At 61.8% G+C, this 24,521-nt stretch carries 26 protein-coding genes; 8 read left to right on the top strand and 18 right to left on the bottom strand.

The window, feature by feature from the left end; translation table 11 throughout:
* Positions 1 to 28: 28 nt before the first annotated feature.
* From LKX83_RS17895 to LKX83_RS17920, 6 genes are all read right to left on the bottom strand, one after another.
* Positions 29 to 454 (bottom strand): hypothetical protein, encoded by a 426-nt coding sequence (locus LKX83_RS17895; RefSeq protein ID WP_227883657.1) that lies wholly within the window; start codon positions 452 to 454, stop codon positions 29 to 31.
* A gap of 178 nt (positions 455 to 632) precedes the next feature.
* Positions 633 to 1,181 (bottom strand): peroxiredoxin, encoded by a 549-nt coding sequence (locus LKX83_RS17900; protein ID WP_227883658.1) that lies wholly within the window; start codon positions 1,179 to 1,181, stop codon positions 633 to 635.
* A 157-nt stretch (positions 1,182 to 1,338) separates the two neighbouring features.
* The gene (leuB, locus tag LKX83_RS17905; protein ID WP_227883659.1) at positions 1,339 to 2,418 is read right to left on the bottom strand and encodes a 3-isopropylmalate dehydrogenase; all 1,080 of its coding nucleotides are present in this window, start codon (positions 2,416 to 2,418) and stop codon (positions 1,339 to 1,341) included.
* A gap of 550 nt (positions 2,419 to 2,968) precedes the next feature.
* The gene (gene mobB / locus LKX83_RS17910) at positions 2,969 to 3,472 is read right to left on the bottom strand and encodes a molybdopterin-guanine dinucleotide biosynthesis protein B (RefSeq protein ID WP_227883660.1); all 504 of its coding nucleotides are present in this window, start codon (positions 3,470 to 3,472) and stop codon (positions 2,969 to 2,971) included.
* Positions 3,469 to 4,074, bottom strand: coding sequence for a molybdenum cofactor guanylyltransferase (mobA, locus tag LKX83_RS17915; protein WP_227883661.1), 606 nt, complete (start codon positions 4,072 to 4,074; stop codon positions 3,469 to 3,471). The genes mobB and mobA overlap by 4 nt, the downstream gene beginning before the upstream one ends.
* 46 nt (positions 4,075 to 4,120) lie before the next feature.
* A complete protein-coding gene (locus LKX83_RS17920; protein WP_227883662.1) occupies positions 4,121 to 5,383 on the bottom strand; it encodes a molybdopterin molybdotransferase MoeA in 1,263 nt (420 codons plus the stop codon).
* A gap of 265 nt (positions 5,384 to 5,648) precedes the next feature.
* On the opposite strand from LKX83_RS17920, the gene LKX83_RS17925 reads away from it, so the two are divergent.
* The 3 genes from LKX83_RS17925 to LKX83_RS17935 all read left to right on the top strand — a co-directional run bounded on the left by LKX83_RS17925 (position 5,649) and on the right by LKX83_RS17935 (position 9,382).
* Positions 5,649 to 6,014: a Na-translocating system protein MpsC family protein gene (locus LKX83_RS17925; protein WP_227883663.1), complete on the top strand. Its 366-nt coding sequence runs from the start codon at positions 5,649 to 5,651 to the stop codon at positions 6,012 to 6,014.
* Positions 6,007 to 6,816 (top strand): formate dehydrogenase accessory sulfurtransferase FdhD, encoded by an 810-nt coding sequence (fdhD, locus tag LKX83_RS17930; RefSeq protein ID WP_227883664.1) that lies wholly within the window; start codon positions 6,007 to 6,009, stop codon positions 6,814 to 6,816. Before LKX83_RS17925 ends, fdhD begins: the two co-directional genes overlap by 8 nt.
* Before the next feature lie 217 nt (positions 6,817 to 7,033).
* A complete protein-coding gene (locus LKX83_RS17935; protein ID WP_227883665.1) occupies positions 7,034 to 9,382 on the top strand; it encodes an FdhF/YdeP family oxidoreductase in 2,349 nt (782 codons plus the stop codon).
* A 96-nt stretch (positions 9,383 to 9,478) separates the two neighbouring features.
* On the opposite strand, the gene LKX83_RS17940 is transcribed toward LKX83_RS17935, so the two are convergent.
* On the bottom strand, positions 9,479 to 9,904 hold the full coding sequence (locus LKX83_RS17940) for an exosporium protein C (RefSeq protein ID WP_227883687.1): 426 nt from the start codon (positions 9,902 to 9,904) through the stop codon (positions 9,479 to 9,481).
* 242 nt (positions 9,905 to 10,146) lie between these two features.
* On the opposite strand from LKX83_RS17940, the gene LKX83_RS17945 reads away from it, so the two are divergent.
* Together LKX83_RS17945 and LKX83_RS17950 are read left to right on the top strand one after the other, a co-directional pair.
* Positions 10,147 to 10,317 (top strand): DUF3238 domain-containing protein, encoded by a 171-nt coding sequence (locus tag LKX83_RS17945; RefSeq protein ID WP_227883666.1) that lies wholly within the window; start codon positions 10,147 to 10,149, stop codon positions 10,315 to 10,317.
* 71 nt (positions 10,318 to 10,388) lie between these two features.
* On the top strand, positions 10,389 to 10,853 hold the full coding sequence (locus LKX83_RS17950; RefSeq protein WP_227883667.1) for an SRPBCC family protein: 465 nt from the start codon (positions 10,389 to 10,391) through the stop codon (positions 10,851 to 10,853).
* Positions 10,854 to 10,941: 88 nt separating this feature from the next.
* On the opposite strand, the gene LKX83_RS17955 is transcribed toward LKX83_RS17950, so the two are convergent.
* The 5 genes from LKX83_RS17955 to ilvB all read right to left on the bottom strand — a co-directional run bounded on the left by LKX83_RS17955 (position 10,942) and on the right by ilvB (position 17,290).
* Positions 10,942 to 12,141 (bottom strand): aminotransferase-like domain-containing protein, encoded by a 1,200-nt coding sequence (locus LKX83_RS17955; RefSeq protein ID WP_227883668.1) that lies wholly within the window; start codon positions 12,139 to 12,141, stop codon positions 10,942 to 10,944.
* Positions 12,142 to 12,226: 85 nt separating this feature from the next.
* Positions 12,227 to 13,783, bottom strand: a complete 1,557-nt coding sequence (locus LKX83_RS17960; protein ID WP_227883669.1) for a 2-isopropylmalate synthase — start codon at positions 13,781 to 13,783, stop codon at positions 12,227 to 12,229.
* A 107-nt stretch (positions 13,784 to 13,890) separates the two neighbouring features.
* Complete coding sequence (ilvC, locus tag LKX83_RS17965; protein WP_227883670.1) at positions 13,891 to 14,883, bottom strand: ketol-acid reductoisomerase; 993 nt, start codon at positions 14,881 to 14,883, stop codon at positions 13,891 to 13,893.
* A gap of 179 nt (positions 14,884 to 15,062) precedes the next feature.
* Entirely contained in the window at positions 15,063 to 15,548 is a 486-nt protein-coding gene (gene ilvN, locus LKX83_RS17970; RefSeq protein WP_227883671.1) for an acetolactate synthase small subunit, read from the bottom strand.
* Entirely contained in the window at positions 15,545 to 17,290 is a 1,746-nt protein-coding gene (gene ilvB / locus LKX83_RS17975) for a biosynthetic-type acetolactate synthase large subunit (protein ID WP_227883672.1), read from the bottom strand. Before ilvB ends, ilvN begins: the two co-directional genes overlap by 4 nt.
* A 200-nt stretch (positions 17,291 to 17,490) precedes the next feature.
* Between ilvB and LKX83_RS17980 the strand changes: the two genes are divergently transcribed.
* Together LKX83_RS17980 and LKX83_RS17985 are read left to right on the top strand one after the other, a co-directional pair.
* Entirely contained in the window at positions 17,491 to 17,811 is a 321-nt protein-coding gene (locus LKX83_RS17980) for a hypothetical protein (protein ID WP_227883673.1), read from the top strand.
* Positions 17,808 to 18,332, top strand: coding sequence for a GNAT family N-acetyltransferase (locus tag LKX83_RS17985; protein WP_227883674.1), 525 nt, complete (start codon positions 17,808 to 17,810; stop codon positions 18,330 to 18,332). Before LKX83_RS17980 ends, LKX83_RS17985 begins: the two co-directional genes overlap by 4 nt.
* Here the strand turns inward: LKX83_RS17985 and LKX83_RS17990 are convergent.
* The 6 genes from LKX83_RS17990 to LKX83_RS18015 all read right to left on the bottom strand — a co-directional run bounded on the left by LKX83_RS17990 (position 18,265) and on the right by LKX83_RS18015 (position 22,938).
* A complete protein-coding gene (locus LKX83_RS17990) occupies positions 18,265 to 18,942 on the bottom strand; it encodes a DUF4166 domain-containing protein (protein WP_227883675.1) in 678 nt (225 codons plus the stop codon). The two genes, LKX83_RS17985 and LKX83_RS17990, sit on opposite strands and share 68 nt — an antisense overlap.
* The gene (locus LKX83_RS17995) at positions 18,926 to 19,882 is read right to left on the bottom strand and encodes a DoxX-like family protein (protein ID WP_227883676.1); all 957 of its coding nucleotides are present in this window, start codon (positions 19,880 to 19,882) and stop codon (positions 18,926 to 18,928) included. The genes LKX83_RS17990 and LKX83_RS17995 overlap by 17 nt, the downstream gene beginning before the upstream one ends.
* Positions 19,879 to 20,355 carry a thiol-disulfide oxidoreductase DCC family protein gene (locus LKX83_RS18000; protein WP_227883677.1) on the bottom strand — a complete coding sequence of 159 codons (477 nt, stop codon included), beginning with the start codon at positions 20,353 to 20,355 and terminating at the stop codon, positions 19,879 to 19,881. Before LKX83_RS18000 ends, LKX83_RS17995 begins: the two co-directional genes overlap by 4 nt.
* A 150-nt stretch (positions 20,356 to 20,505) precedes the next feature.
* Entirely contained in the window at positions 20,506 to 21,177 is a 672-nt protein-coding gene (locus tag LKX83_RS18005) for a response regulator (RefSeq protein ID WP_227883678.1), read from the bottom strand.
* Positions 21,174 to 22,526, bottom strand: coding sequence for a sensor histidine kinase (locus tag LKX83_RS18010; RefSeq protein ID WP_227883679.1), 1,353 nt, complete (start codon positions 22,524 to 22,526; stop codon positions 21,174 to 21,176). The genes LKX83_RS18005 and LKX83_RS18010 overlap by 4 nt, the downstream gene beginning before the upstream one ends.
* Positions 22,527 to 22,680: 154 nt before the next feature.
* Positions 22,681 to 22,938, bottom strand: a complete 258-nt coding sequence (locus tag LKX83_RS18015) for a hypothetical protein (RefSeq protein ID WP_227883680.1) — start codon at positions 22,936 to 22,938, stop codon at positions 22,681 to 22,683.
* Positions 22,939 to 23,627: 689 nt separating this feature from the next.
* Between LKX83_RS18015 and LKX83_RS18020 the strand changes: the two genes are divergently transcribed.
* Positions 23,628 to 24,314: a methyltransferase family protein gene (locus LKX83_RS18020; protein ID WP_227883681.1), complete on the top strand. Its 687-nt coding sequence runs from the start codon at positions 23,628 to 23,630 to the stop codon at positions 24,312 to 24,314.
* Positions 24,315 to 24,521: the final 207 nt, after the last annotated feature.

Below are 24,521 nucleotides of genomic sequence, written 5' to 3' on the forward strand. Positions count from 1 at the left end.
GCATGGGACTGGTCCTAGGTCTAAAGGCTCAGTGCGCGCCGCCGGAGGTGCGTTTGGCGCGCAATTTGTGCCGCCTTTGGCTTAGGACGCCAAGCCGACGCTTTAGCTGCTTTTCCCATTCGGCGTCCCCGATCTGCTTGGCAAAGGACAGCAGGTCGAGACCCATGTCGATCTGGCTCTGCACCATCAAAAGCGGATCTTCGTCCTCGTTGCTTACGCAGTTCTCGTTCAGGTCTTTGTCCGACTCGTCTACGTAGTCGTGGAAGTCGACTTCGGACGCCCCGTCGCCGTGCGCATACTCCGCCAATATCTCGTACTCGTTTTCCACCAGATAATGAACCTCGACCCGATGACAGACCGGACAGAACAGGATCGGCACGTTGTGTATCCGCGTCCGGTAATGCTTCAGCGTCCCCTTGGTTCCGATCATGCTGGCGCCGCAGCAGAATCCCATCTTCTTCCCCTCCTCGACGAAACGGATGGTTTTGGTTTGGCAAAGTTGATATACACTATATTCTCTTCGCTTCCGACGAATTCCTGCCATCCGCCAAAACGAAAACGATTGGACCGACGCCCAGAGGATGGCAAAGGACGCATGCCTAAGCATGCGTCCCTCGATCCGATTCGATTGCTTATTTCGCTACCAGATGCTTGTCGCCCGGTTTCCAGTTGATCGGGCACAGGCCGCCGGATTGCAGAGCTTGAAGGACGCGAAGCGTCTCTTCTACGCTGCGGCCGACGTCGTTGTGGTTAACGACTTGGTATTTGAGCACGCCGTCCGGGTCGATGATGAACAAGCCGCGCAGCGCGATGCCTTCTTCTTCGATCAGAACGCCGTAGTCGCGAGCGACTTGCTTGGTGATGTCGGCTGCCAGCGGGAAGTTCAGTTGGCCGAGGCCGTTATCGTTCTTCGGCGTGTTGATCCAAGCGCGGTGGCTGTGGATGCTGTCTACGCTGACGCCGAGAACTTCGGTGTTCAATGCCTTGAATTGGTCATAAGCATCGGACAGCGCGACGATCTCCGTCGGGCAAACGAACGTGAAGTCCAGCGGGTAGAAGAAGAATACCAGCCATTTGCCTTTGTAGTCGGACAAGGAAGCTTTGCCGAATTCTTTACCGTCGCCGTTCACGGTCTCCATCGTGAATTCCGGAGCCGGGCGGCCTACCAAACGCTCTGCCATTGTACGATTACCTCCCAAGTAAATCCGACTTCAGAGCCGGGCTTGTTTTGCTTCATGGAGATCGTACCACAGTTTGAGAATCAAAATCAATATTGAATCGTTATTTGTTTAGAATAATTCTAATGTAACTTTTTCCCGAAAGGACGAGAACGCAGGATTAGCGCGTCATGGCAGCGACGATCAGATCGCCCATCGCCTCGGTGCCGATCGCCTTGCTCTTGTCGACCGCGATGTCGCCCGTGCGGTGGCCGGCGTCGAGGACGCTCTTGACCGCTTTTTCGATGACGGCGCCCGCTTCGGCGTAGCCGAACGTCAATTGGAACATGAGCGCCACGGACAGGATCGTCGCGATCGGGTTCGCGATGCCTTGGCCCGCGATGTCGGGGGCCGAGCCGTGCACGGGTTCGTACAGACCGAAGCTGCCTTCGCCGAGGGAAGCCGAGGACAGCATGCCGATCGAGCCGGTCAGCATCGCCGCTTCGTCGCTCAGGATATCGCCGAACATATTCTCGGTGACGATGACGTCGAAGCTCGACGGACGGCGCAGCAGCTGCATCGCGCAGTTGTCGACCAGCACGTGCTCCAGCTCCACGTCCGGATACTCCGGCGCAATGCGGTTCACCGTCTCGCGCCACAGGCGGGACGTCTCGAGGACATTCGCCTTGTCGACCGAGGCGAGGCGCTTGCTGCGCTTTTGCGCGATTTCGAACGCCTGGCGCACGATGCGCTCCACTTCATGGACGTTGTAGACGCAGGTGTCGACGGCTTCCTGGCCGTTTGCGCCTTCGCGGCGGAACTTCTCGCCGAAGTAGATGCCGCCCGTCAGCTCGCGCACGACGATCAAGTCGGTACCCTCGAGCACCTCGGGCTTCAGCGTGGAGGCGTCCTTCAGGCAGTCGAAGACGACGGCCGGCCGGATGTTGGAGAACAGGCCGAGCGCCTTGCGGATGCCGAGCAGGCCGGTCTCCGGACGGAGCTCCTTCGAATTGTTGTCCCACTTCGGTCCGCCGACGGCGCCGAGCAGCACGGCGTCCGCGCGCTGGCAGATCTCGAGCGTCTCCTGCGGCAGCGGGGTTCCTTTCTCGTCAATCGCGATGCCGCCGAACAGGCCGTGTTCGAGCTCGAACCGGTACCCAAACAATTGTTCCGTTTTCTTCAATACTTTAATCGCTTCGCCAACGACCTCGGGGCCGATGCCGTCGCCGGCGATAACGGCGATCTTTTTCACTTCCGACATAATTGCGTTTCACTCCCGTAAGTTAGTAGTCCTTCTTCTGTTGTAGCACACCGGGCGGTCGTAGGCAAAATACATAAAAGCTATTTAATTTATAGTTCGGGACTATAGACGATCCGGGCAAGGGAGGGAAGTCGGACCTACGGGCGACTAGGGCAGGCTATTTTGGGGGCACAATCCGGGAAAAGTCCGGTGTCGGGCGGGGAGTACGGAAATAGGGAGCGGTTTGTTCCTTATTTCGGGTAGCCGGCGGGGGGACCGCGGGAATAGGGAGCGATTTGTTCCTTATTTCGGGCATCCAGCTGGGGAATGCAGAAATAGGGAGCGATTTGTTCCTTATTTCGGGCATCCAGCTGGGGAATGCGGAAATAAGGAGCGATTTGTTCCTTATTTCGAGCGTCAGGCGGGGGAGTGCGGAAATAGGGAGCGGTTTGTTCCTTATTTCGGGTAGCCGGCGGGGGGACCGCGGGAATAGGGAGCGATTTGTTCCCTATTTGGGGCGCCGGGCGGAGGTTGCACCTCCCCCTTGTCGTCCCCTCCCCCTTCCCCCCGCTCATCTCCCCCGCAGGATCGCCTCCCGCACCGCTTGCGCGATCCCGTCGTAATCGGCCAGCGGGCGCACGGGCAGCGATGGGTGCGCATAGTCGAACCAAGCCGAGACGCCGACGACCTGCGTCACCTGGGCGATCAGCGGCACGTCCGATTCGTCGCGCAGCAGCACCCACTTGGGGTAATCCGCCGTTTTGAAACCCTCGGCGATGACGAGGTCGCACGGCGGCATGCGGTCGACCAGCTCCGCCAGGCTCAGCTCCCTCGACTCCCAGACGGCGGAGAGGCCGAGCGATGCGATCGCGACGGCGCAGGCGCCGGCCGCGCGGTGAAGCGCCGTGTCCGTCTCCGGCACGTCCAGGTCGTCCGCATGGCCGTGATGCTTCGCCGTCCCGACGCGCAGACCGTCGGCGGCGAACCTCGCCACCAGCTCGCGCACGAGCCGCGTCTTGCCGCTGTTCTTGTAGCCGACGACTTGCACGATCGGCGGGCGCAGCCCCGTGCTCACGACAATCGCTCCTTCACCGCCGCATAATCCTCCGGCTCGTTCATGTTGACGTACTCGGCCTCCTCCTCGTCCTCCATCCGCCGGAACACCGTGCTCATGCGATCGACCGTTCGTCGTACGCGCAGCTCCCCGGCGGCGAGAGCGGCCTCCCAGAGCGGCAAGGTCCGCGCCCGGTAGACGGCGCACAGCGGATGCTCCTTGCCAAACGCCACCGGGACGACCGCGTCGGCGTTCGGATTCGCCTCCAATTGCCGCAAAAGACGGAACCATGCCTGCTCGGAGACGAGCGGATAGTCGCATCCCGCCACCAGTTGGAGCGGCGCGTCGCTGACGCCCATTCCCGTGCAGATGCCGCCCACGGGACCGCGGTCCGGCACCCGGTCTCGCACGACCGCGATGTCCTCCGGCAAAAAAGAGTAAGTCTCCCGAGCATCCGTCACGACCGTTACCCGGTCCGCCATCCCATGGAGCAGGCGGCACAAGCGCAGCAAATTCGGCTCTCCATTCAAGTCGAGCCGTTCTTTGCGCGTCCCCATCCGGCGGCTCGCTCCTCCCGCCAGCACGATCGCATGACACCGCGTTCGCAGCGGAGATTCGCTCATCTCATCATCGCCTCCCTATCGGAACCCGTCCATCGGGCGCAGCTACTCACTCCCGCCACGGCCCTAGCGGGATCGCTTCGACGATCGTTCCCGCCGGCAACCCATCCGGGCAAGGCGGAATCGCGATCAGACAGTCGGCTTCCCGGATGGAGCGGATATCGGACGAGCGATTGCCGCGGCAGGGCATTACGCGGACCGTCGCATTCTCCATCGCGGTCCACCCGCGGAGATAACGCCAGAATGCGCCGCCCTTCGGAAAATCCTCGCCCAGCTGCGCGGCGTAGGACGGCAGGTCGAAGTCGGGTCTTCCGCCCATCCGCGCCAGCGCCGGGCGGACCAGGAGCGCAAAGCCGACGAAGCAGGCGCTCGGATTGCCGGACAGCCCGAAGATCAGCCTGCCGTCCTGGGCGGCGGCGCTTGTCACGCTGCCGGGCCGCATGGATATTTTATTGAACAGCAGCGTTCGACCCTCGCGGCGCAGCACGTGGCCTGTCACATCGAAGTCTCCGACCGATACGCCCCCGGACGTCAGTACCACGTCTGCGCCTGCGTTCAAGCCGGCGCCGATCTCGCGCTCGATGCCCGCCTCGTCGTCGACGATATGCGCCGTATGCACGACTTCGGCGCCGGCCTCTTCGGCCAACGCGCGCAGCATGACCAGGTTGCTGTTGCGGATTTGCCCGTATGCCGGCGTCTCCTCCGGCGCGATCACTTCGCTGCCGGTCGTCACGATCGCGACTCGCGGCCGCGCGTACGTCAGCGGCCGCGTCCGCCCGAACGAGGCAAGCAGCGCCGCCTCGCCCGGACCGATGCGCGCGCCGGCCGCCAGCAGCGGCTCGCCGGGAGATATTTCGCCGCCGACCGGCGTCACATTCAACCCCGCCCGAACCGGCCCAGCAAAGACCGCCCGAGGGTCGCCGCCCTCGACTTCCATCCGCACCGCCTCGAGCATGACGACGGCGTCCGCGCCCGGCGGCAGCGGAGCGCCCGTCATGATGCGGGACGCTTCGCCGGGCGCAATTGGCGGCGGCTCTTCCGCGACGCCGCTCGCGATCGTCTCCCCTGCGACGACGAGACGCGCGGGCCGCGCAGGGCTGGCTCCGGCCAGATCGGCCGCGCGCACCGCATAGCCGTCCATTCCGGAGCGCGCAAAGGCCGGCACGGGCGCATCCGCGACGAGCGGCTCCGCCAGCCGGCGCCCGAAAGCGGCCGCCAGCGGCACGCGCTCGGTCCGCAGCGGCCTCGCCAGCGCCGCTACAAGCGACTGCGCCTGGTCCAGCGCTATCGCCCGTCTCTCTTCCGTTTTCATGCCGCGCTCACCGGCCGTCCGCGTGTTTTGCCCATATCCGCGCTCCTTGTCTGCTCGACTGATGTCCGTACTTCTACGCGCCGATTCCCTTCCCCGCCGTCGGCTCCCGCCCGCTTCGGCCGAGGCTTGTCCCGCGCGCACCCGTCCTGCTCAAAGGGCGGGCAGTGTCTTTCTGCATCATGCCCTTGGCGACGATCATTGTCAACCCCGGAAGCATCCCTTATATTGTAGACAAACCAGTGAGATTGCGCAGGGAGGATGGCGCATGCCGAGCAAAGAATCCGCTTTCAACGATATCGTCCGCCGCGTCCGCAAAGAGCTGTTCGGCAAAGGGCCGGAGCGGATCCGCACCGTGTTCGCGGAAAATATGGCGATCTCGACGATGCACGGCAACCTGACCGCCACGGAAAAATTCATCGCGCGCACGCCGGAAGGCCGCGACACCGTCCATGAGACGCGGACCAAACGCATTCAGCAGGTGTATGCGGAGGCGGTGCCCGCCGGCATGGAGGAACTGGTCGGAGCGAAGCTGCTTCACCTGTTTTCCGACATCCATCTCGAAGCGGACATGGCGGTGTCCGTGTTCGTGTTCGATCGCGACGTCGCGGGCAGGAGGGATTCCGATGACTGACCCGATCGTCACCGGCCGACGGCTGATCCGATACGCCCAGGGGGCGTTCTCGGAGGCGGACGACGTCGTCGTCACCGAGCATCCCGTCACCCTCCTGCTGAACGGGGAGGAGTTCGCGACGCTCGTCTGCACGCCCGAATACGTGGAGGACTTGGCCATCGGCTTCCTTGCGTCCGAAGGGGCCATCGCGACATACGGCGATCTGAAGGAAATCGGCTACGACGCGCAGACCGGCTATGTCTACGCGGACACTCACCGCCCGACGGCGTTCGCCGCGGAGATGCACTCCAAGCGCTATGTCGCCTCCTGCTGCGGCAAGAGCCGACAGGGCTTTTACTTCTGGAGCGACGCGCGCACGGCGAAGCGCATCGACACCCGCGAAGCGATGCTCGCGCCCGAAGACTGCATCCGCCTGATGGGCGAGCTGCAGCGCGCCGCCGAGACGTTCCGCTCGACGGGCGGCGTGCACAACGCGGCGCTGTGCGATCGGGGCGGCATTCGGCTCATGCGGTCGGACATCGGCCGCCACAACGCCCTCGACAAGCTTTACGGACACGTGCTTCGCGTTAGCGACGGCATTCTGCCCGGTCGAATCGTCGCCTTCAGCGGCAGAATTTCGTCGGAGATCCTGCTCAAGGTCGCCAAGCTCGGCGGCGAGATCGTCCTCTCCAAGTCCGCCCCGACGGCGCTGGCACTCGATCTGGCGGAAGATCTGGGCATCACCGCCGTCGGCTTCATCCGCGGAGCGTCGTTTAACGTCTACACCCATCCCGAACGGATCTCGTTCCCCGGGACGCGTTGACAGCGCTTCCCATTACAGGCACAATAGAGCTAGAGATCGAAGCGTACCCCTGTGCGTCCCGGTTTCGTCCTTATTCGATGCGAACATGAACGTTCTTCACGGCGAGCGCTTCGGCTGCCCGTCTTGTCGGACCTTTATCCAGCACCCCGCCCTTGTACGCGATCCCGACAAGCAGGCGGCTGCTGGTTTTTTATTTTCCGCCAATCGAGGTGATCCCATGGGCAGAACCAAGCACACCGGCCCGATCCCGCTTCCCGGCAAGCCCGATCCGTCGCTCTGGGTAAGCAAGGTGCCGTTCGGCCTCGGCAAAGTCAAGCCGAAGCACATCCGCGACATGATGAAGACGGCCTGGGACAACCGGGACAATCTCGGTTACGCCGCCCGCATTCTGACGCAGGGCGTCTGCGACGGCTGCGCCCTCGGCGTTTCGGGCCTCCGCGACCAGACGCTCGCCGGCCCCCATTTGTGCACGACGCGTCTCAACGTGCTGCGTCTCAATACGATGCCCGCGATCAAGCCGGAGGTGCTCCACGCCGACATTTCGGAGCTCCGGAAGCGGAGCAGCGCAGAGCTGCGGGAGCTCGGCCGCATCCCGTACCCGCTCATCCGGCGACGCGGGGAGTCCCGCTTCGCCCGGATCGGCTGGGACGAGGCGCTGGACCGGATCGCCGCCAAATTCCTCGCCGTGCATCCCAAGCAGTCGGCCTTCTATTTGACGTCCCGCGGCATCACCAACGAGAGCTACTACGCCGCCGCGAAGGTCGCCCGCTTTCTCGGCACGAACAACATCGACAACGCCTCCCGCATCTGCCATTCTCCTTCCAAGACGGCGCTGAAGCGGTCCGTGGGCATCGGGGCGTCGAGCTGCAACTACAAGGATTGGATCGGCACGGATGTCCTCGTCTTCTGGGGCAGCGTCGCGGCGGGCAACCAGCCTGTGTCCACCAAATACATGTACGCGGCCAAACGCCGGGGAACGAAAATCGTCGTCATCAACCCGTATCGCGAGCCCGCGATGGACGGCTACTGGATCCCGTCGATTCCGGAATCCGCCTTGTTCGGGACGAAGCTGGCGGACGACTTTTACCAGGTGAACATCGGCGGAGACATCGCATTCATGCACGGAATCATGAAAACCTGGTTCGAGATGGAGGAGAAAGCGCCGGGCTCGGCGATCGATCATGATTTCGTCGCGGCCCATGCGAACGGGTACGAGGAGCTTCGCGCCAAAGTGCTGGAGCAGTCGTGGGACCGGCTCGAGCGCTCGTCCGGGCTGTCGAGGGCCCGCATCGAAGAGCTGGCCCTGTTGCTCGCCCGGGCGCGCTCGGGCGTCTTCGTCTGGTCGATGGGGCTCACGCAGCACCGTTTCGGCACCGACAACATTTCGCAGGTCGCGAACCTCGCCCTTTTGCGGGGGTTTCTTGGACGAGAGCACTGCGGGTTGATGCCGATCCGCGGACATTCCGGGGTGCAAGGGGCGGGAGAAATGGGAGCCGACCCGTTCAGCTTGCCGGGCGGCGACTTCGACGAAGCGGCCGAGCGAATCGAGCGGCAGTGGGGATTCGACATTCCCCGCTGGCAAGGCGACATCGTCGGCGTGACGCTGGAGAACGCGCTGCTCCCGGACGATCACGAGCGGAAGCTGAAGCTGTACTACCTGTCGGGCGGCAACTTCCTCGAGACCATGCCCGACCCGCCGTTCGTGCAGCGGTGCCTGGAGGCGGTGGAGCTGCGCGTGCACCAGGACATCATCCTGAATACGTCGACCCTCGCCGACGCGCGGGAAGAAGTCATCGTCCTCCCGGCCATGACACGGTACGAGCAGCCCGGCGGCGGCACGTCCACCTCGACCGAGCGGATGGTCTACTTCAACCCGGAAATACGAGGCCCCCGCATCGGGGAAGCACGCGCCGAGTGGCAGATCTACGTCGATCTCGCTCGCCGCGTCCGTCCGTCGGATGCAGAGCTCGTCTCCTTCGCGGATGCCGCCGCGATCCGGCGGGAAATCGCAGTGACGGCGCCGAACTATGACGGCATTCAGCATTTGCAGAACCAAGGCGACGTGTTCCAGTGGGGCGGCGCCTGGCTGTGCGAAGGCGGGATCTGCCCGACGCCGGACGGCCGCGCGCGGCTGATCCCCGTCGATTTGCCGGAGCTTCGCAAGCCGGAGGGGCGATTCACCGTGACGACCCGGCGGGGCAAGCAGTTCAACTCCATGGTGTACAAGGACGTCGATCCGTTCAACGGCGCGGACCGCTACGACATCCTGATGGCGTCGGTCGACGGCGCCAAACTCGGCATGCGCGAAGGAGAAGCGATCGTCGCGTACAATCGTCACGGCATCTTCCACGGCCGGGCCCGCTACGTCGATATCGCGCCGGGTAATATCGAGGTCCATTTTCCCGAAGGCAACGTGCTCGTGCCCCGAAGCGTCTACGAGCCGCACGCCGGCATCCCCGAATACAATTTCGGCGTCGTCCTGGAAAAAGCGGAAACGTTCCATGCGCACAAAGACACCCATTACGCGGAAAAACGCATCGTCGAGCTGGAGCTGGATGCGGAATAGAGATTTGCCGACCTATGACTTTAGGCCAAATAGGCTGCCGATTCCTCGGCAGCCCGGTGTCGTTACGTTATCTTGCCGTTCGCGGAGCAGAGGAGGTCAGGATCTCGTTTGAACGGCTAAGCCGCTGAACGATATCGGTCCGACAACATCCACTCTTGTATTTGCAGTTTGGTTTTCTGCTGTGACCGTGTAACCATGGGTACCTGCTTTTACATTTCGATCTTCAGCCTGGAAGGTAACGATATAATTTTGTTCCGACCCCGTAGATTCAATCCCTTGCAGCGTGTTGAATATTTCTTTTCCGTCGCGGAAAATTCGAAAGCGAATTTGCCCAATGCCCGTGATGCCTCTGACGCCAACGGATGCTACCAAATCTACCCGATTCGGCTGAGAACGAACCGGTATCCGTATCGCGATCGCTGCAATGCCGGATTTCGAAGGAGAGCGTCGAATCGTGAACGATCTGGCCAAGTTGAAGCTGCGGCGCGGCTGAACGGCTGCTTTATCAAGAATACGCACCAAAAATATCACCTCCTCCTTTACGCACTCCAAGATATGTAAGGGAGGAAGGGAATGTTTGGATAAACATTGATTTTCATTACTTTTAAGAAAATCACCTAAAAGGGCTGCAAGAGACTCGGACTTTGGAAGAGGCACGGGCGAAACGACTCGATCTGTTCCTTTTTTGCCATGAAGGACGACTGCGGAGAAATCAAAAAAACTGATGAGACTATTCATTCACGGTTACCGTCTACGATACGGGTATGGTTCAGGTTCAAGGGGAGCATGACGGCTTCCCGAATTTCGAGATTTTTAAGAAAAAAGACTTCGGCGCCTGGGAACCTGTATATACTTTTGACGCGCCTGCCAATGGCAAAGGCATCCTTTCCTTGTTCCCGCCGATGGATGTGACCGGGATCAATCATGCCATCTAACGACAAATAGGGTATCCTATGAAAAGAACCCTTTCGACACAGCTCACAAGCTAGTCAAGGAGGATCCAGCGATGATTACCATCCAGATCCGAACAGTCATATACGCGGATATAGAAACCTGCTTCGATCTGGCGCGCGATACGGATTTACATGGACAAACCGTGTGGCCGCACACAAAAGAAAAAGTCGTCGAAGGCGGAGGCAAGGTGGCGTTAGGCGACGTCGTCACCTTTCGGGCGACCCATCTCGGCGTACGGCAGAACTTGACGTCTCAGGTCCTCGAATACGATCGGCCGACTAAGTTCGTCGACCAGATGACGCAAGGAGCCTTCAAGCGTCTGATCCACACGCACGAATTCCGCCCTTGCCAGAAAGGGACGGTCATGACGGACACGCTCCGGTTCGAAGCGCCTTTCGGCCTCATCGGCCGGGCGGTCGAACGGCTTCTGCTGAAACCGTACATGCGCCGGTTCATCGAATATCGTTGTACGCGTCTCAAGCAACTGGCAGAGGCGGCAGTCTGCTCTTGGCGCTAGATGCCGCAAACGCAAACAACCCCCTAACCGAATCCGGGTTAGGGGGTTGTCGTTTTGCTATACGGTAAAGCCACGAAGTCGAATAAGCTCACACTAGCGCGCCGAACTGCTCCAACGCGCGGGACAGCCGGTTCATGCCTTCGACCGTGCCGGCCTCGTCCGCAAACGTGAAGTTCATCCGCGCCGTGTTCAGCTGCGGATCTTCGGCGAAGAACGAGACGCCCGGTACGAACGCGACACCCTGCTGGACGGCCGTCTTCAGCAGTTCGCCCGAATCGATGCCGGGAGCGAATTCGACCCAGATGAACATGCCGCCCTTCGGCTCTTCGAACGTGACGCCCGGCCACGCGTGATCGCGGAGCAGGCCGACCATCTGGCGCATCCGCGCTTCGTATTCCTTGCGGACAAACTCGATATGGCCGTCAAGGTCGAAGTGCGCGAGCAGCTGATACAGCGTCTGTTGGTCCAGCGTGCTGGACTGTAGGTCGGCTGCTTGCTTGGCGCGGGCGAGATTGCGGATCACGTCCGCGTCTCCCATGACCCAGCCGGTGCGCAGGCCGGGCGCGACCGTCTTGGAGAAGGTGCTCGTGTAGACGACGCAAGAGCCCGACACCTCGGGAGCCAGCGAGAAAATCGACGGATACGTCAGCGAAGCGTCGCCGAATTTCAGCTCGCCGTACGGATCGTCCTCGAGGATCAGCGTGTCGGTCCGGCGGCAGAGCTCCAGCACGGCGCGGCGGCGTTCCGTGCTCCACGACTTGCCTGTCGGGTTCGAGAATGTCGGAATGACGTACAGCATCTTCGGTTTGTATTGCAGCAGCTTGGCTTCGAGATCGGCCAGATCGAGCCCGTCGCTGTCGGCCGCGACCGACACCGTCTTCGCGCCGTACGAGCGGAACACCTGAAGCGCGGACAGATAGGTCGGACGCTCCACCAGGATAACGTCGCCCGGATCGATATAGATGCGCGTCAACAGGTCGATCGCCTGCTGCGAGCCCGTCGTCAGCAGCATCTCGTCAGGCGTGACGCGAATGCCCTTCTTCGCCATACGTCCGCAGAGCGCCTCGCGCAGCGGCAGATACCCTTCGGTCAGGCCATACTGCAACGCCTTGTTGCCCTGCGCCATCACCCGCTGGAACGCCTCGGACACGGCCGCGACCGGGAAATGCTCCTCGGCGGGCAGCCCGCCCGCGAAGGAGATGATGGCATCGCCTTGGGTCAGCTTCAAAATTTCCCGGACCGCGGAGGAGGAGAAGCTCCCCAGCCTGGAGGAATATCGGTAGTTCATTACGGGGTTCCCCATTTCTTGGTTAGCGTAAGGTCCGATGCCGACATGCTGCGGGCCCCCGCTACTGCTGTAAAATATGTGACGACTAGATTAATGTGACGTTGTCCCGGTCCCGCTTCGTGCGCGCCGGCTCCTTGCGCTTTTCGACCAGGCGGTTGAGCGCGTCCACGTATGCGCGCGCGCTCGCCTCGAGGATGTCGGTGCTGACGCCGCGCCCCTGCGCGCTGTACTCGCCCTGCTTCAGCACGACGTGCACTTCGCCGAGCGCGTCGGTGCCGTCGGTGACCGACTTGATCGAGTAGTCGTCCAGCTCCACCGTCTCGCCGGAAATCGCGTCGATCGCCTGATAAATGGCGTCAACTGAGCCGTTGCCTTCAGCCTTATGCGAAGCGACGACGCCTTCCTTCTTCAGCTTGACCGTCGCATTAGGCACGGCATGGCTGTCGAAGGCGACGACGAGCTGCTCGAGCGCGAACACTTCCGGCGTTTCGATGAGTTTCTCTTCGAGCAGCGCCAGGATATCTTCGTTGCCGACATCCTTCTTGCGGTCGGCGAGGTCCTTGAACTTGCCGAAAGCGGCGTTCACCTGCTCTTCGGTCAAATTCTCGAAGCCGAGGTCGACCAGCTTCTCGCGGAACGCATGGCGGCCGGAGTGCTTGCCGAGCACGAGCTTGCTGTCCTTGAGCCCGATCGTCGCCGGGGAGATGATCTCGTAGGTGGTCTTCTCCTTCAGGACGCCGTCCTGATGGATGCCGGATTCGTGGGCGAACGCGTTGGCGCCGACGATCGCCTTGTTGCCGGGAACCGGCATCCCCGTCAGCTTGCTGACGAGGCGGCTCGTGCGGGCGATCTCCTGCAGGTGCAGCGTCGTCGTCGCGTCGAAAAATTCGGCGCGGGTCATGAGCGCGAGCGCCACTTCCTCGAGGGCGGTGTTGCCGGCGCGCTCGCCGATCCCGTTGATCGTCCCTTCGATCTGGTCGGCCCCGTTCAGGATGGCTGCGAGCGAGTTGGCCGTCGCCATGCCGAGATCGTCGTGGCAGTGCGCGGACAACTGGATTTTTTCGATATCCGGCACGTTTTCCTTTAAGGTTTTGAAAATGTTGCCGTACTCATACGGCGTCATATATCCGACCGTGTCCGGAATGTTGACGACGTCCGCCCCGGCCTTGATCGCGAGCGCCGTGACTTCGCACAGGAAGTCGAGCTCCGTCCGTCCGGCGTCTTCCGCGGAAAATTCGACCTGGGCGAAGCGCGCCTTGGCGTACTTGATCATCCGTTCGGCCGTCTCGAGCACCTCGGCTTTTTCCATGCGGAGCTTGTGCTTCCGGTGAATCGGCGAGGTCGCGAGGAAAATGTGGATCCGCGGGTCCTGGGCACCCTTCAGCGCTTCGACGACCGCGTCGATGTCCTTTTCGCGCGAGCGCGCGAGGCCGACGACCGATGCGTTCTTTACGGCACGCGCAACCGCATTCACCGCGGCCAGGTCGCCAGGCGAAGCGATCGGAAATCCGGCTTCGATCCGGTCGACGCCGAGCTTCTCGAGCTGGAGCGCGATCTCCACCTTTTCTTGGGTGTTCAGGTTGACGCCCGGAGATTGCTCGCCGTCGCGGAGCGTCGTGTCGAAAATATATATTTTGCGCATGCTGTTCACCGCACCTCCTGGCATTACACATATGAGAGAAGAGAAGGCCGACGGGATCGGACCTTCTCCTCCATTATAGCACGTTATTGCCTACGCTCAGGGCGCGATTACTTGTTGATCCAGTGCATCAGACCGCGCAGCTGGCTGCCGACGACTTCGATCGGATGCTCGGCTTCGTTGCGGCGGGTAGCCGTGAGGAAGGCGCGTCCGGATTGGTTTTCGAGGATGAAATCGCGGGCGAATTTGCCTTGCTGGATGTCGGACAGAACCGCTTTCATCGCTTTCTTCGTCTCGTCGGTCACGATGCGCGGGCCGGTGACGTAATCGCCGTATTCGGCCGTGTTGGAGATCGAGTTGCGCATGGAAGCGAGGCCGCCTTCGTACATCAGGTCGACGATCAGCTTCAGCTCGTGCAAGCACTCGAAGTAAGCCATTTCAGGGGCATAGCCCGCTTCGACCAGCGTCTCGAAGCCCGCCTTGACCAGCGCGCTCGCGCCGCCGCAGAGGACGGCTTGTTCGCCGAACAGGTCGGTTTCGGTTTCTTCGCGGAACGACGTCTCGATGACGCCCGCGCGGGTGCAGCCGATGCCTTTGGCGTAAGCCATGCCGATCTCGAACGCTTTGCCCGTGCCGTTCTGATGGATGGCGATCAGACCCGGGACGCCGAAGCCTTCGACGTACGTGCGGCGAACCATGTGGCCCGGAGACTTCGGAGCGACCAGGAGGACGTCCGCGTCGGCCGGCGCGACGATTTGGCCGAAGTGAACGTTAAAGCCGTGGGAGAACATGAGGGCTGCACCTTTTTTGAGGTTCGGCTCGATCTCGTTCTTGTAGACGGCGGCTTGGGTTTCGTCCGGCATCAGGATTTGCACGACGTCCGCTTTGCGGGTCGCATCCGCGACGGACAGCACTTCGAAGCCGTCGTTGCGCGCCGCTTCGGCGGATTTGCCTTCGCGCAGACCGATGATGACGGAGAGGCCGCTGTCGCGCAGGTTTTGCGCTTGGGCGTGGCCTTGGCTGCCGTATCCGATCACCGCGATGGTTTTGCCTTTCAGAACGCTCAAGTCCGCGTCTTTCTCATGGAACAAGTTGACTGCCATTGTTTGTAATCCTCCTTATAAATGAAAGCTGAAATAGGGCAACCCTCATGAAACGGGCGTCCCAAGAGAGAACGGCGGCGCGGCCCGGACAAGCTCCGGCCGGTACCGGTTCTCTCCTCGAACACCCGCTCCTTGCGGGAGGCGGATGATAGGGATCTCTGGATGGCGGGTTCGGCGGATCAGCGCGCGCCGCGCGTAAGGGCGGTGACGCCCGTGCGGGACAGCTCGCGGATGCCGTACGGCTTCAACAGCTCGATCATCGCGTCGATCTTGTCTGTGTCGCCGACGACCTGAACGATAAGGCTCGACGGGCCGATGTCGACGACCGCCGCGCGGAACGTCTCGACGACGCCGAGAATTTCCGGCCGGGCGGACGGCTCGGCGTTGACCTTGATCAGGCCGAGCTCCCGCGCCACCATCGGATTGGAACCGACGTCGATGACCTTGATGACGTCTACGATTTTGTACAGCTGCTTTTGAATTTGCTCGAGCGTACGCTCGTCGCCGGTCGTCACGATGACCATGCGGGACAGGCCGGGCTCTTCCGAAGCGCCGACGGTGATGCTCTCGATGTTGAAGGCACGGCGGCCGAACAGGCCGGAAACGCGCTGCAGGACGCCGGGCTGGTCATTCACGAGAATGGCGATGGTATGTTTATAATTCATTCGGCATCCCCCATTATCATTTCATCGATCGCGCTGCCCTGGGCGACCATCGGATAGACGTTCTCGCCCTTGCGAACGACGAACTCGACGACGGCCGGACCCGGATGCTTCAGCGCCGCTTCCCAGGCCTGGCGCGCTTCTTCCTTGTTCGAGGCGCGGAACGCCTTGACGCCGTACGCCTCGGCCAGCTTCACGAAGTCGGGACTGCCGGCCAGGTCGATGTGGCTGTAGCGGTTGTCGTAGATCAATTCCTGCCACTGGCGCACCATGCCGAGCACTTGGTTGTTCAGGATGGCGACCTTGACCGGGATGTTGTTGATCGCGCAGATGGCGAGTTCCTGCGCGCACATCTGCATGCCGCCGTCGCCGTTGATCGAGACGACCGTGCGGTCCGGGTTGCCCATTTGCGCGCCGATCGCGGACGGGAAGCCGAAGCCCATCGTGCCGAGGCCGCCGGAGGTGACCCAGGAGCGCGGCTTGTTGAACGGATAGTACTGCGCCGCCCACATTTGGTGCTGGCCGACGTCGGTCGTAACGATCGCGTCGCCGTTCGTCGTCTCGTGAATCATCGAGACGACCCACTGCGGCTTCAACTCCGTCTCGGAGTCCGTATAGCTGAACGGCTTGCTCGCCTTCCATTCCTGGATCTGCGCGCGCCAGGCGTCGGCTTTGTCCGTGCGCTTCGCGCCCGCGATCGCCTGTTGGAGCACCGCCTTGACGTCCCCGACGATCGGGATGTCGGTCGGGACGTTCTTGCCGATCTCGGCCGGATCGATGTCGATATGGACGATTTTCGCCTTTGGCGCGAAGCCGGACAGCTTGCCCGTGACGCGGTCGTCGAAGCGGGCGCCGATACTGATGAGCAGATCGGCGTTCTGGATGGCGGTGTTCGCCGTCCACGTGCCGTGCATGCCCGGGAAGCCCATGTGCAGCTCGTGGCCGCTCGGGAAAGCGCCGATGCCGAGCAGCGTCGTCGTGACCGGGATCTGCGTCTTCGTGACGAATTCGTACACTTCTTCATGCGCCCCGGAGTAGACGGCGCCGCCGCCGACCAGCAGGATCGGGCGTTCGGACTGCTCGATCGCGCGCAGCATCTTGTCGACCTGCTGCTTGTTCGGTTGGACCGTCGGGTTGTAGCCGCGGAGTTTCACTTCCTTCACCGGCTGGAACAACCCCTTGTCCGCGGAAACGTCCTTCGGAATGTCGATCAGGACCGGACCTTTGCGGCCCGTGTTCGCGATATGGAACGCCTCGTGGATGATGCGGGGGAGATCCTCCGCCTTTTTCACCATGTAGCTGTGCTTGGTGATCGGCATCGTAATGCCGACGATGTCCGCTTCCTGGAAGGCGTCGGTGCCGATCAGGCTCGAAACGACGTTGCCGGTGATGACGACGAGCGGCACCGAGTCCATGTAAGCCGTCGCGATGCCGGTGACGAGATTGGTCGCCCCCGGGCCCGAAGTTGCGATGCAGACGCCGACCTTGCCCGTGCTGCGGGCGTAACCGTCGGCCGCGTGGATGGCGCCTTGCTCGTGGCGGGTCAGCAGGTGATTGAAATCCTCGAACCCGTACATGGCGTCGTAGATGTACAGCACTGCGCCGCCCGGATAGCCGAATACGCAGTCGACGCCCTCCAACAACAAGCTACGGAGCAGCATTTCGGAGCCGGTGATGACTTCTTCCTTGCCCCATTTTTCAATCAATTCTTCTTTGGACTTCAGTGTGGCACTATGCGCGCTCATCCGTCATCCTCCTTTCGAAAAGTTCAAATGGAAAACAAAAAACCCTTCGTCGCAAAACGCCTGCAAAGACGTTCTGGGACGAAAGGTTGTGTCCTTCCGCGGTACCACCCGGGTTCGCCGGCCACCTCGCGGTGGACGACCTCGTCAAGTACGGATGCGCGGGCAAAAAGCATCGGCATCGGTACTTGGGGCGCGATAACGTGCGCGACGCGATTCCCCCTACTGCGCCGCGGGCGGCGGTTCAGGAGAACAGCTCCGAGGAGACCTTGCGTAAAGGGGTTCTGGCATCGGTCGCAGCAATCCCGACGCTCTCTGAGCAAAAGAGCCCTCGCGCTTCTTCCTCTTCACGGCTGTTCAAGTTGCATCAAGTTGTACTCATTATATGCCTCGCCGAACCGTTCGTCAATACGCGTATGAAGATTCGCGGAGGCATCCTGCCGGGCATGTTCATACGATACATCATGCCTTCTCCGACGCCTTGCGGCGGAGAACCCGCCATGATGCAGGAGGTGCCGTTATGATTCGATGGAGGCGACGCGGCGATTTGAGTAGCATCGTCCGGCTCGTCCGCAAGGAGCTTATCCCCCTCTCTCCCCACCAGCACCCGCGCGACCGCCGGCTGACGGACGACATCAAGCGGCGCTTGACCCGCGGCGTCACGCTCGTCGTCGCGAACGCCCGCGGCGGCGATCCGATCGCCTTCCTTCACCTGGAAGTCCAACAGGAGACGCTGTTCATCGACTTGCTCGCCGTGGACGCCGGCTACCAGGGCCGGCACTTGGGCTCGGAGCTGATGCGCCAAGCGGAAGCCTACGGACGCAATCACGGCTGCACCCGGGCTAGGCTTTTCGTCGACGAGGGAAACGACAAAGGCCAGGCCTTTTACCGGCGTCTCGGCTACACCGTAAAAGAATATTGGGCCGCTTACAATTGCTACGAGTTGGTCAAACCGCTGAATGCGAACCACCCCCTCTTTACTCTCGGCGTTCCGTTCGAAGCGGCTTGGCATCAGTCGGGATTCGTCCTGGAGGCATGGACGTAAACGTCGCCCGGAAGGCGCCTTCATAGCCGAAGACCGGGCCTGCGACCGGACTGCGTACCGCGACCGATATCCGATAGCATGCCGCATCGTCGTCATACCATTCGCAGACGTCCGCCACGCCGGTGAGCGGGGTCGGAAAGCGGAAGCCGAGCGGCCCTTCGTAAAAGCGCTGCTCCCCGGAGACGATCCGGATTCCGCCCCTCTCCGACACGGTCAAGGCCAGATCGACCGCCAGATGCTGACGGTTGCCCAGGTAGTCGACGATGCGGTGCCGCTCGCCGCTGTAGATCATCGTCGCTTCGAATCGATGGACGGCATTCGGAAAACGAAAGCTGCGATTCCAGGTGACCGTCTCCCTTCCCCACTCGTCAAGGTACGCATAGTTGTCGATCGTAAAAGGAATGCGGCTGCCGCTTCTCGGAAACATGATCCGTCGCGTCGCTCCGAGCATGAGCGGCAGCTTCGCCCACTTGGCATACCAGATCCGGTCCATCGTCCCTTCGCCTAAGCTGGCAACGCGGTCGTCGCTCGAGAAGCCGAAGTGTTCACGAATTTTCGGGTGCAAACGCCGGAAGTCGTCGCCGAGCGCCAATTCATAAATGGATGCCATCGTTCGTCCTTCCTTTCTTTTCATCGGTTGCGGCTGGTCTGCGCCGGCAGCGCGCCGCGCTGGGCAGATCCTTCGCCGTCCACGCGGCGACTGCGCCCAGCGCCAGCATAGCCGCTGCGAGCGGGAGCGGCCCGAACGGCTCACTCAGCAGCTCCGGGCCGGCCGTGGCGCCCGCGGCGGTCAACAGCACGAGCAGCGCGGCTTGAGCCGCGTATATCCATGTCAGGCGATGCCAACGGACGATCGCCGCCGCCATGAGCAGCTCCGCGGCGCCGAGCGTCCAGATCGCTGACGCCTCCCGGGCCGGGAACCATCCGGCGGCCCGCAGCATCGCGAGCTCACCGGATGCCGGACCGAGCAGCTTCGGAACCAGCCCCTCGTAAAGCCAGCAAAGCGCGAGCCCGAACACGCCCGCCAGGTGCGCCAGGGCCTGCCTCAAGCTGGCCGCGGGCGCCTTCCCACGCTCAAGCCACAGTCGCAGCGCATCGAAGCTCCAGGCGGTCGCCCATCCGAACAGCGGGCGGAACGCCGCCCGGTCGAACAGCCGGCCCGCCGGCCCGAAGCGCGTCACGTAATCGTACCGCGTCGCGAATCGGATGCGGCCGTCCGGCAGCGGGACGTACCGCCAGTATCCGGCGCCGCTGCGAATGAGCGACAGCGGTTCGTCTGAGCCGAAGCGCAGGACGGACATGCGCATGCCGTCCCGAGTCTCTCGCGCCGCCGCGGAGCGCCCCGTTCCGGCGATGCAGAGGCCGAACCCGATGCGCGTCAGATAGCGAAATTCCTGAACCCGCGCCCCGGGCGGCTGCGGCAAATACGCGATTTCCGAAAAGCGCAAATCCCACTGCTCGTGCAGCTCCGGCGACTGCGTATGCCGCCAGAGCGCATCCATATCTGCGTCGATCTCCGTCTCTACGTAGATCGGCTTTGGCTTCTTCATCGTCCTTCCTCCTCTTGCCCGGAAACCTTATCGTTCAACCTCCGGCGCGTCTCTTCGTCCGGCAGCGGACAAGCTTCCGCCCGCCTGAACGCGGACCAGCGGTACCGGCGCGCTGCGATCCAGTCGTACGCCCGATCTCGCAGCTGGACAGGAACGAGAATGCCGGCGTACAGCAGCGGCCAACCCCCTCCCAGGTGGCGAAAAACGCGCAGCGCCGCTTCGGACTTCACGAAGGGCCGCCCATGCTGGATCAGCACGAACGTGCCGTTCCCTTCGCCATGATTTTTTGCAAGACCCGCGCTTTTCAACGCTAGCCGCCCATATTCCGAGTCCAACGCCGCGAACCGGAACCGGTCCGCGCTGTCCCGCCGGGCGACGAAGCGCGTCAGCGTCCGGCACAGCGGACAATCGCCGTCGATCAGCAATAGGATGGACGCTCGTCTCGGAATCTGCCGTCTTTGTTGTCGTCCCACCTCCATCGCCTCCTCTCCGTCTTACCGTCATTGTAGACGAGCCGCGGACAGCTGCTCAGTTCCAACTTCCGTAGGCGGACAGCAAAAAGAGGTACTACGCTTCGTAGTACCTCGTGCTTGCTCGGAGACCGTTCCATGTCCGCTCCCGGGCTATTCCTCGCCGTTCTGCCGCGTTTCGAAATGCGCCTCCGGTTCCCTTTGCGACAGCAGCCCTTTTCGCCGCACCTTGTCGACCGCTTCCTTGCCGCTGCGCACGCGGAGCTTTTTCAAAATTTTGTTCACCTGGTTCTTGAGCGTACTCTCGGCCTTGTACAGCCGCTTTTCGATCTGGGGGTGGGTGTACCCCTGCTCGATCAGGTCGTATACCTCCCGCTCGGCCGGGGTCAGGGATTGGAGCTGCTCTTCCCGTTTCAGTCTCGCGAATTCCTTCAGCAGCGCTTCCATCGCGCCGGGATGATGGTAGGCCGCTCGAATCGATTGCGGCAGCTCCGCAAAGCGGGATTTCTCCAGGTATTGGACGGCGCCGGCCGTGAACGCGTCGGTCATCGTCCGCTCATCGGTGTCCGAGGTTAGCATGATGACCCGAACGGGACGGATTTCCTGCATCTCCATGGCGGTATAGATGCCGTCGCGTCCCGTCTCGGACAGATGCACGTCCATGAGGACGACGTCGAAGTCGAGCGTGCGGGCCAGCCGGATCGCCTCGTCCGCGCTCGCAGCCGCGCCCACGACCAGTAGGTCCTCCTCCCGGTTCAAAAAGGCGCTTATCGCTTTGATCCAATCGGGGTCGTCTTCGACGAGCAGCAGCCGGATCCGGTTCATGCCTTTCTCCTCCTTAGCGGCCAGCGCAGCGTAACAACGGTACCCGTCCCGGGCGAGCTCGCGATGTTCGCCTCGCCGCCGCTTTTTTCCATCACCTGATAGACGTAGGACAAGCCTAATCCGTAATTGGCTTTGCCTTGCTTGGTGCTGTAAAAGGGCTCCCACACGCGGCGCAGCTCCTCTTGCGGAATCCCGGAGCCCGTATCCCGGACGCGCAGAACCGCCGCCTTTCTTTCCTGTTCCACGGCGATCTCGATCGTCCCGCCGCAGGGCATCGCTTCGGCCGCGTTGGCCAGGAGATTGCCGATCGCCTCGCGCAGGTGGACCGGGTCCGCCAGAATTTCCGGCTGCGCCGCATACGTTCCGCCGACCCGAACGCCGCGCTCCTCCAGCCAGCCCCGTCGGCCGTCAAGACAAGCCGCTGCCGCAAGATCCAGCCGGCACGGCTCCGCCTGCCAGGCAAGCTCCCTCGTTCGGCTGTGCACGCGGCCTGCCATCTCCATCAGATGCGACGCCGCGCTCGCGATCATGTCCAAATGCTCGCCCGCGTCCGTATCGCCGGGCCCGATGGACCGCTTCGCGTTTTCGACGCCGATCGCGATTTTGCCGACTTCATTTTTGACCGCATGGTTCAGCACGCCGCTGCTCATCCGGGCCGTCTTCAAGGCGCCTTGCAGGGAGTCCCGCTCGATCCGCACCTTGACGCCAAGCACGCCGTAGACGAACACGCAAAGCCCCGCAAGCGCAAAGGAATATACGATAAATACAGATATGTAACGAAAAAAATCGAATGCCGGGGAGATGGCTTTGGCCACGTTGATGAAGGCGATCACGCCGAGAAGCGTCGGGACGGTGATCAAAACCGTGATCAGGCGGTTTCGCTTCATCCGCGGCTGCGTCTCTCGCGCATAGGACTGCACCAGCAGATAGCAAGCCGCCAAATAGTACGTCACCGTCCAGATCAGCAGCGCCTTGAAGTTCAGCGCCATCCCCGGCTGCGGCAGCGTCGCCAGAATCGTCGCCGCAGCCGGCAGAAAGACCGCAGCCTTCCCGTAAGGCCCGATCCGGGGGCGGAAAGCCGTCTCCGCGTAAACGATGGCGAAGAGGAGGACGCCGCAGGGCGTGAGCGTATGGTTGAGCAGCTCGGACAGGTGCGCCCAGTAGGCCAAGTCCGGCGTCCGGAAAACGGTCCTGGGCAGACCGCCGAGCGCCGCGCTAAGCAGAAAGAAAGCCGCCCAGCGGTTGATCTCGCTGCGGGAATGGACGGCGAGCAGCACCGCGGCCGCCGTCGCAAGCACAATCAGGTAGATGAGCATCGCATGCACCTTGGCTCCGTCTTTGTCGGACATTATACCATATTTGCTGTTCGGCGGGGTCGGCGCCGCTAAAGAGCGGAGCGGCTTTTGCCGTCGGGCGGAGTCGGAGCACCAAAAGAACGGAGCGGCGCCATGCGCCGCTCCTTGGCCCGGATGCGAAGCACTTACTCCGCACAATCCGGTTCGTTTACCACCAACCGCCGAAGCCGTATCCCCAGCCGCCGCCGAAGCCCCAGAACGGAGTCGTGCCGATAGCCAGCACATCGAACAACACAAGCGGCAAAATCGCTTTGGTTTGCACTTTTTTGCCTTTCGGTTGCTGCAAAACGAGGACGTTGCCGCGAATTTGCACGAGCTTCCCGCTCACTACCGAACCGTCCTTGCGCAAAGCGTAGACTTGGCGACCGACAAGCGGCTTCGCTTGCTTATGAGTCACGCGAGACATTCGCAACCACTCCCTTCACGTTTGTCCTCTACCATATGCCGCACATGGCTCCTTCGCCTGTACCCCTGTCTCGAGGCAATCACGGATAGGGGTAGATGCGGGGGCGGCGGATGAAGTTGGGTATCATTTTGGCACCCTTCGGCGCTCCCAAAGGGATCGTCCCCAGTGCCGCTAGGATGGTGCGTGCTCCGTATGCTGGAAGAATGGCGGGTTCTCATGCTGCGACGATAGAGAGGCAGTCGTGCACGTCAGGTTGCGGAGGAGGCTTTTCGTGAACGAGGAAGGAATGAGGGGCGGCGTTTGGTTACGGTCCCGCAGTCAGCGAAGCGCTTCGCCAGGTTGGGGCGGAGGCTATTCGTGGACGAGCAGATCTTAAGGTGTGGCTTTCTGCCATGGTCCCGTAGTACGCGCAGCGTCTGCTTGGGTTGCGGAGGAGGCTTTATCGCGGACGAGGAAGGAATGAGTTTACGGCGTTCGGTCACGGTCCCGCAGTCAGCGAAGCGCTTCGCCAGGTTGCGGCGGAGGCTATTCGTGGACATTTCCCGCGCGTATCGTTGCCAAAAATCCCCTTCTGCGCTATCCTAGTAACTACAAATACAGCCAGCTCTATCGGCCGTGAAGCACACGCCGTTCTCCCGGACATCCGGGAGGATGGCGTTTTTATTTTGCTGAGGAAGGGTGGATGGGAAGTGACCCAAGCATTCGAAAGCGCCTACTCGCGCTTTATCGAGGAACAATGGAAGCGCAGCAAAGGCGAGCGCAGAAGAAGGCTGGAAAAGCACGGGCACGCGGAGAAAAAACTGCTGTCGGAGGTATGGTGGCCGGCGCTGGGTCACTTTGACGGATTGGTGGCGGAGTATGAGGTCAGGGATTTCAAAGACGGCTCGCGATTTCTCGACTACGCCGTCCGCCCGGACAGTCTGCGCATCAACCTGGAGACGGACGGATACGGTCCGCACTGCCGCGACTTAGACCGCCGCAAGTTTGCCGATCACCTCATGCGCCAGAACCACCTGCTGCTGGACGGCTGGCGGATGCTGCGCTTTTCGCACGACGACGTAGTGGAAAAGCCGCGTCAATGCCAGCAACTGCTGCTGCAGGCTCTGGGGACATGGGGGTACTCGGGCGGAAACCACTGTGCTGCCGTTGATTTAAATTCGGTTGAGCTGGCTATTATGCGTGCGGCTCGTAATCACTCAGGGCCGCTTTCCGCGCAGCAGGTTGCCGCCGACATTCAAATTCATCCCAAGACCGCGTCGCGCTATCTTCGCACGTTGATGGGACGCGGACTCCTCGTTGCTTCGCGTCCGGATGCCGCCAGAATAACCGGCTATATGCTGAACCCGAAAGAGACAACTCGAAGCCGAATGTGGTAGTTGGGCGGCCGGGCGAATAAGGTACAATTTGTTACTTATTTGGCGTGACGTTCGGTACGGTGTGCGAATAAGGAGTAATTTGTTACCTATTTGGCGAGACACTCGGTGGGGGGCTCGAATAAGGAACAATTTGTTACCTATTTGGCGAGACATGCAGATAGACTAGAAAGTGGACACACCGTAGTAGCGACCTGTTACAATAAATCC

It is taken from the genome of Cohnella baijiui (assembly GCF_020731285.1).
Taxonomy (GTDB): Bacteria; Bacillota; Bacilli; order Paenibacillales; family Paenibacillaceae; genus Cohnella.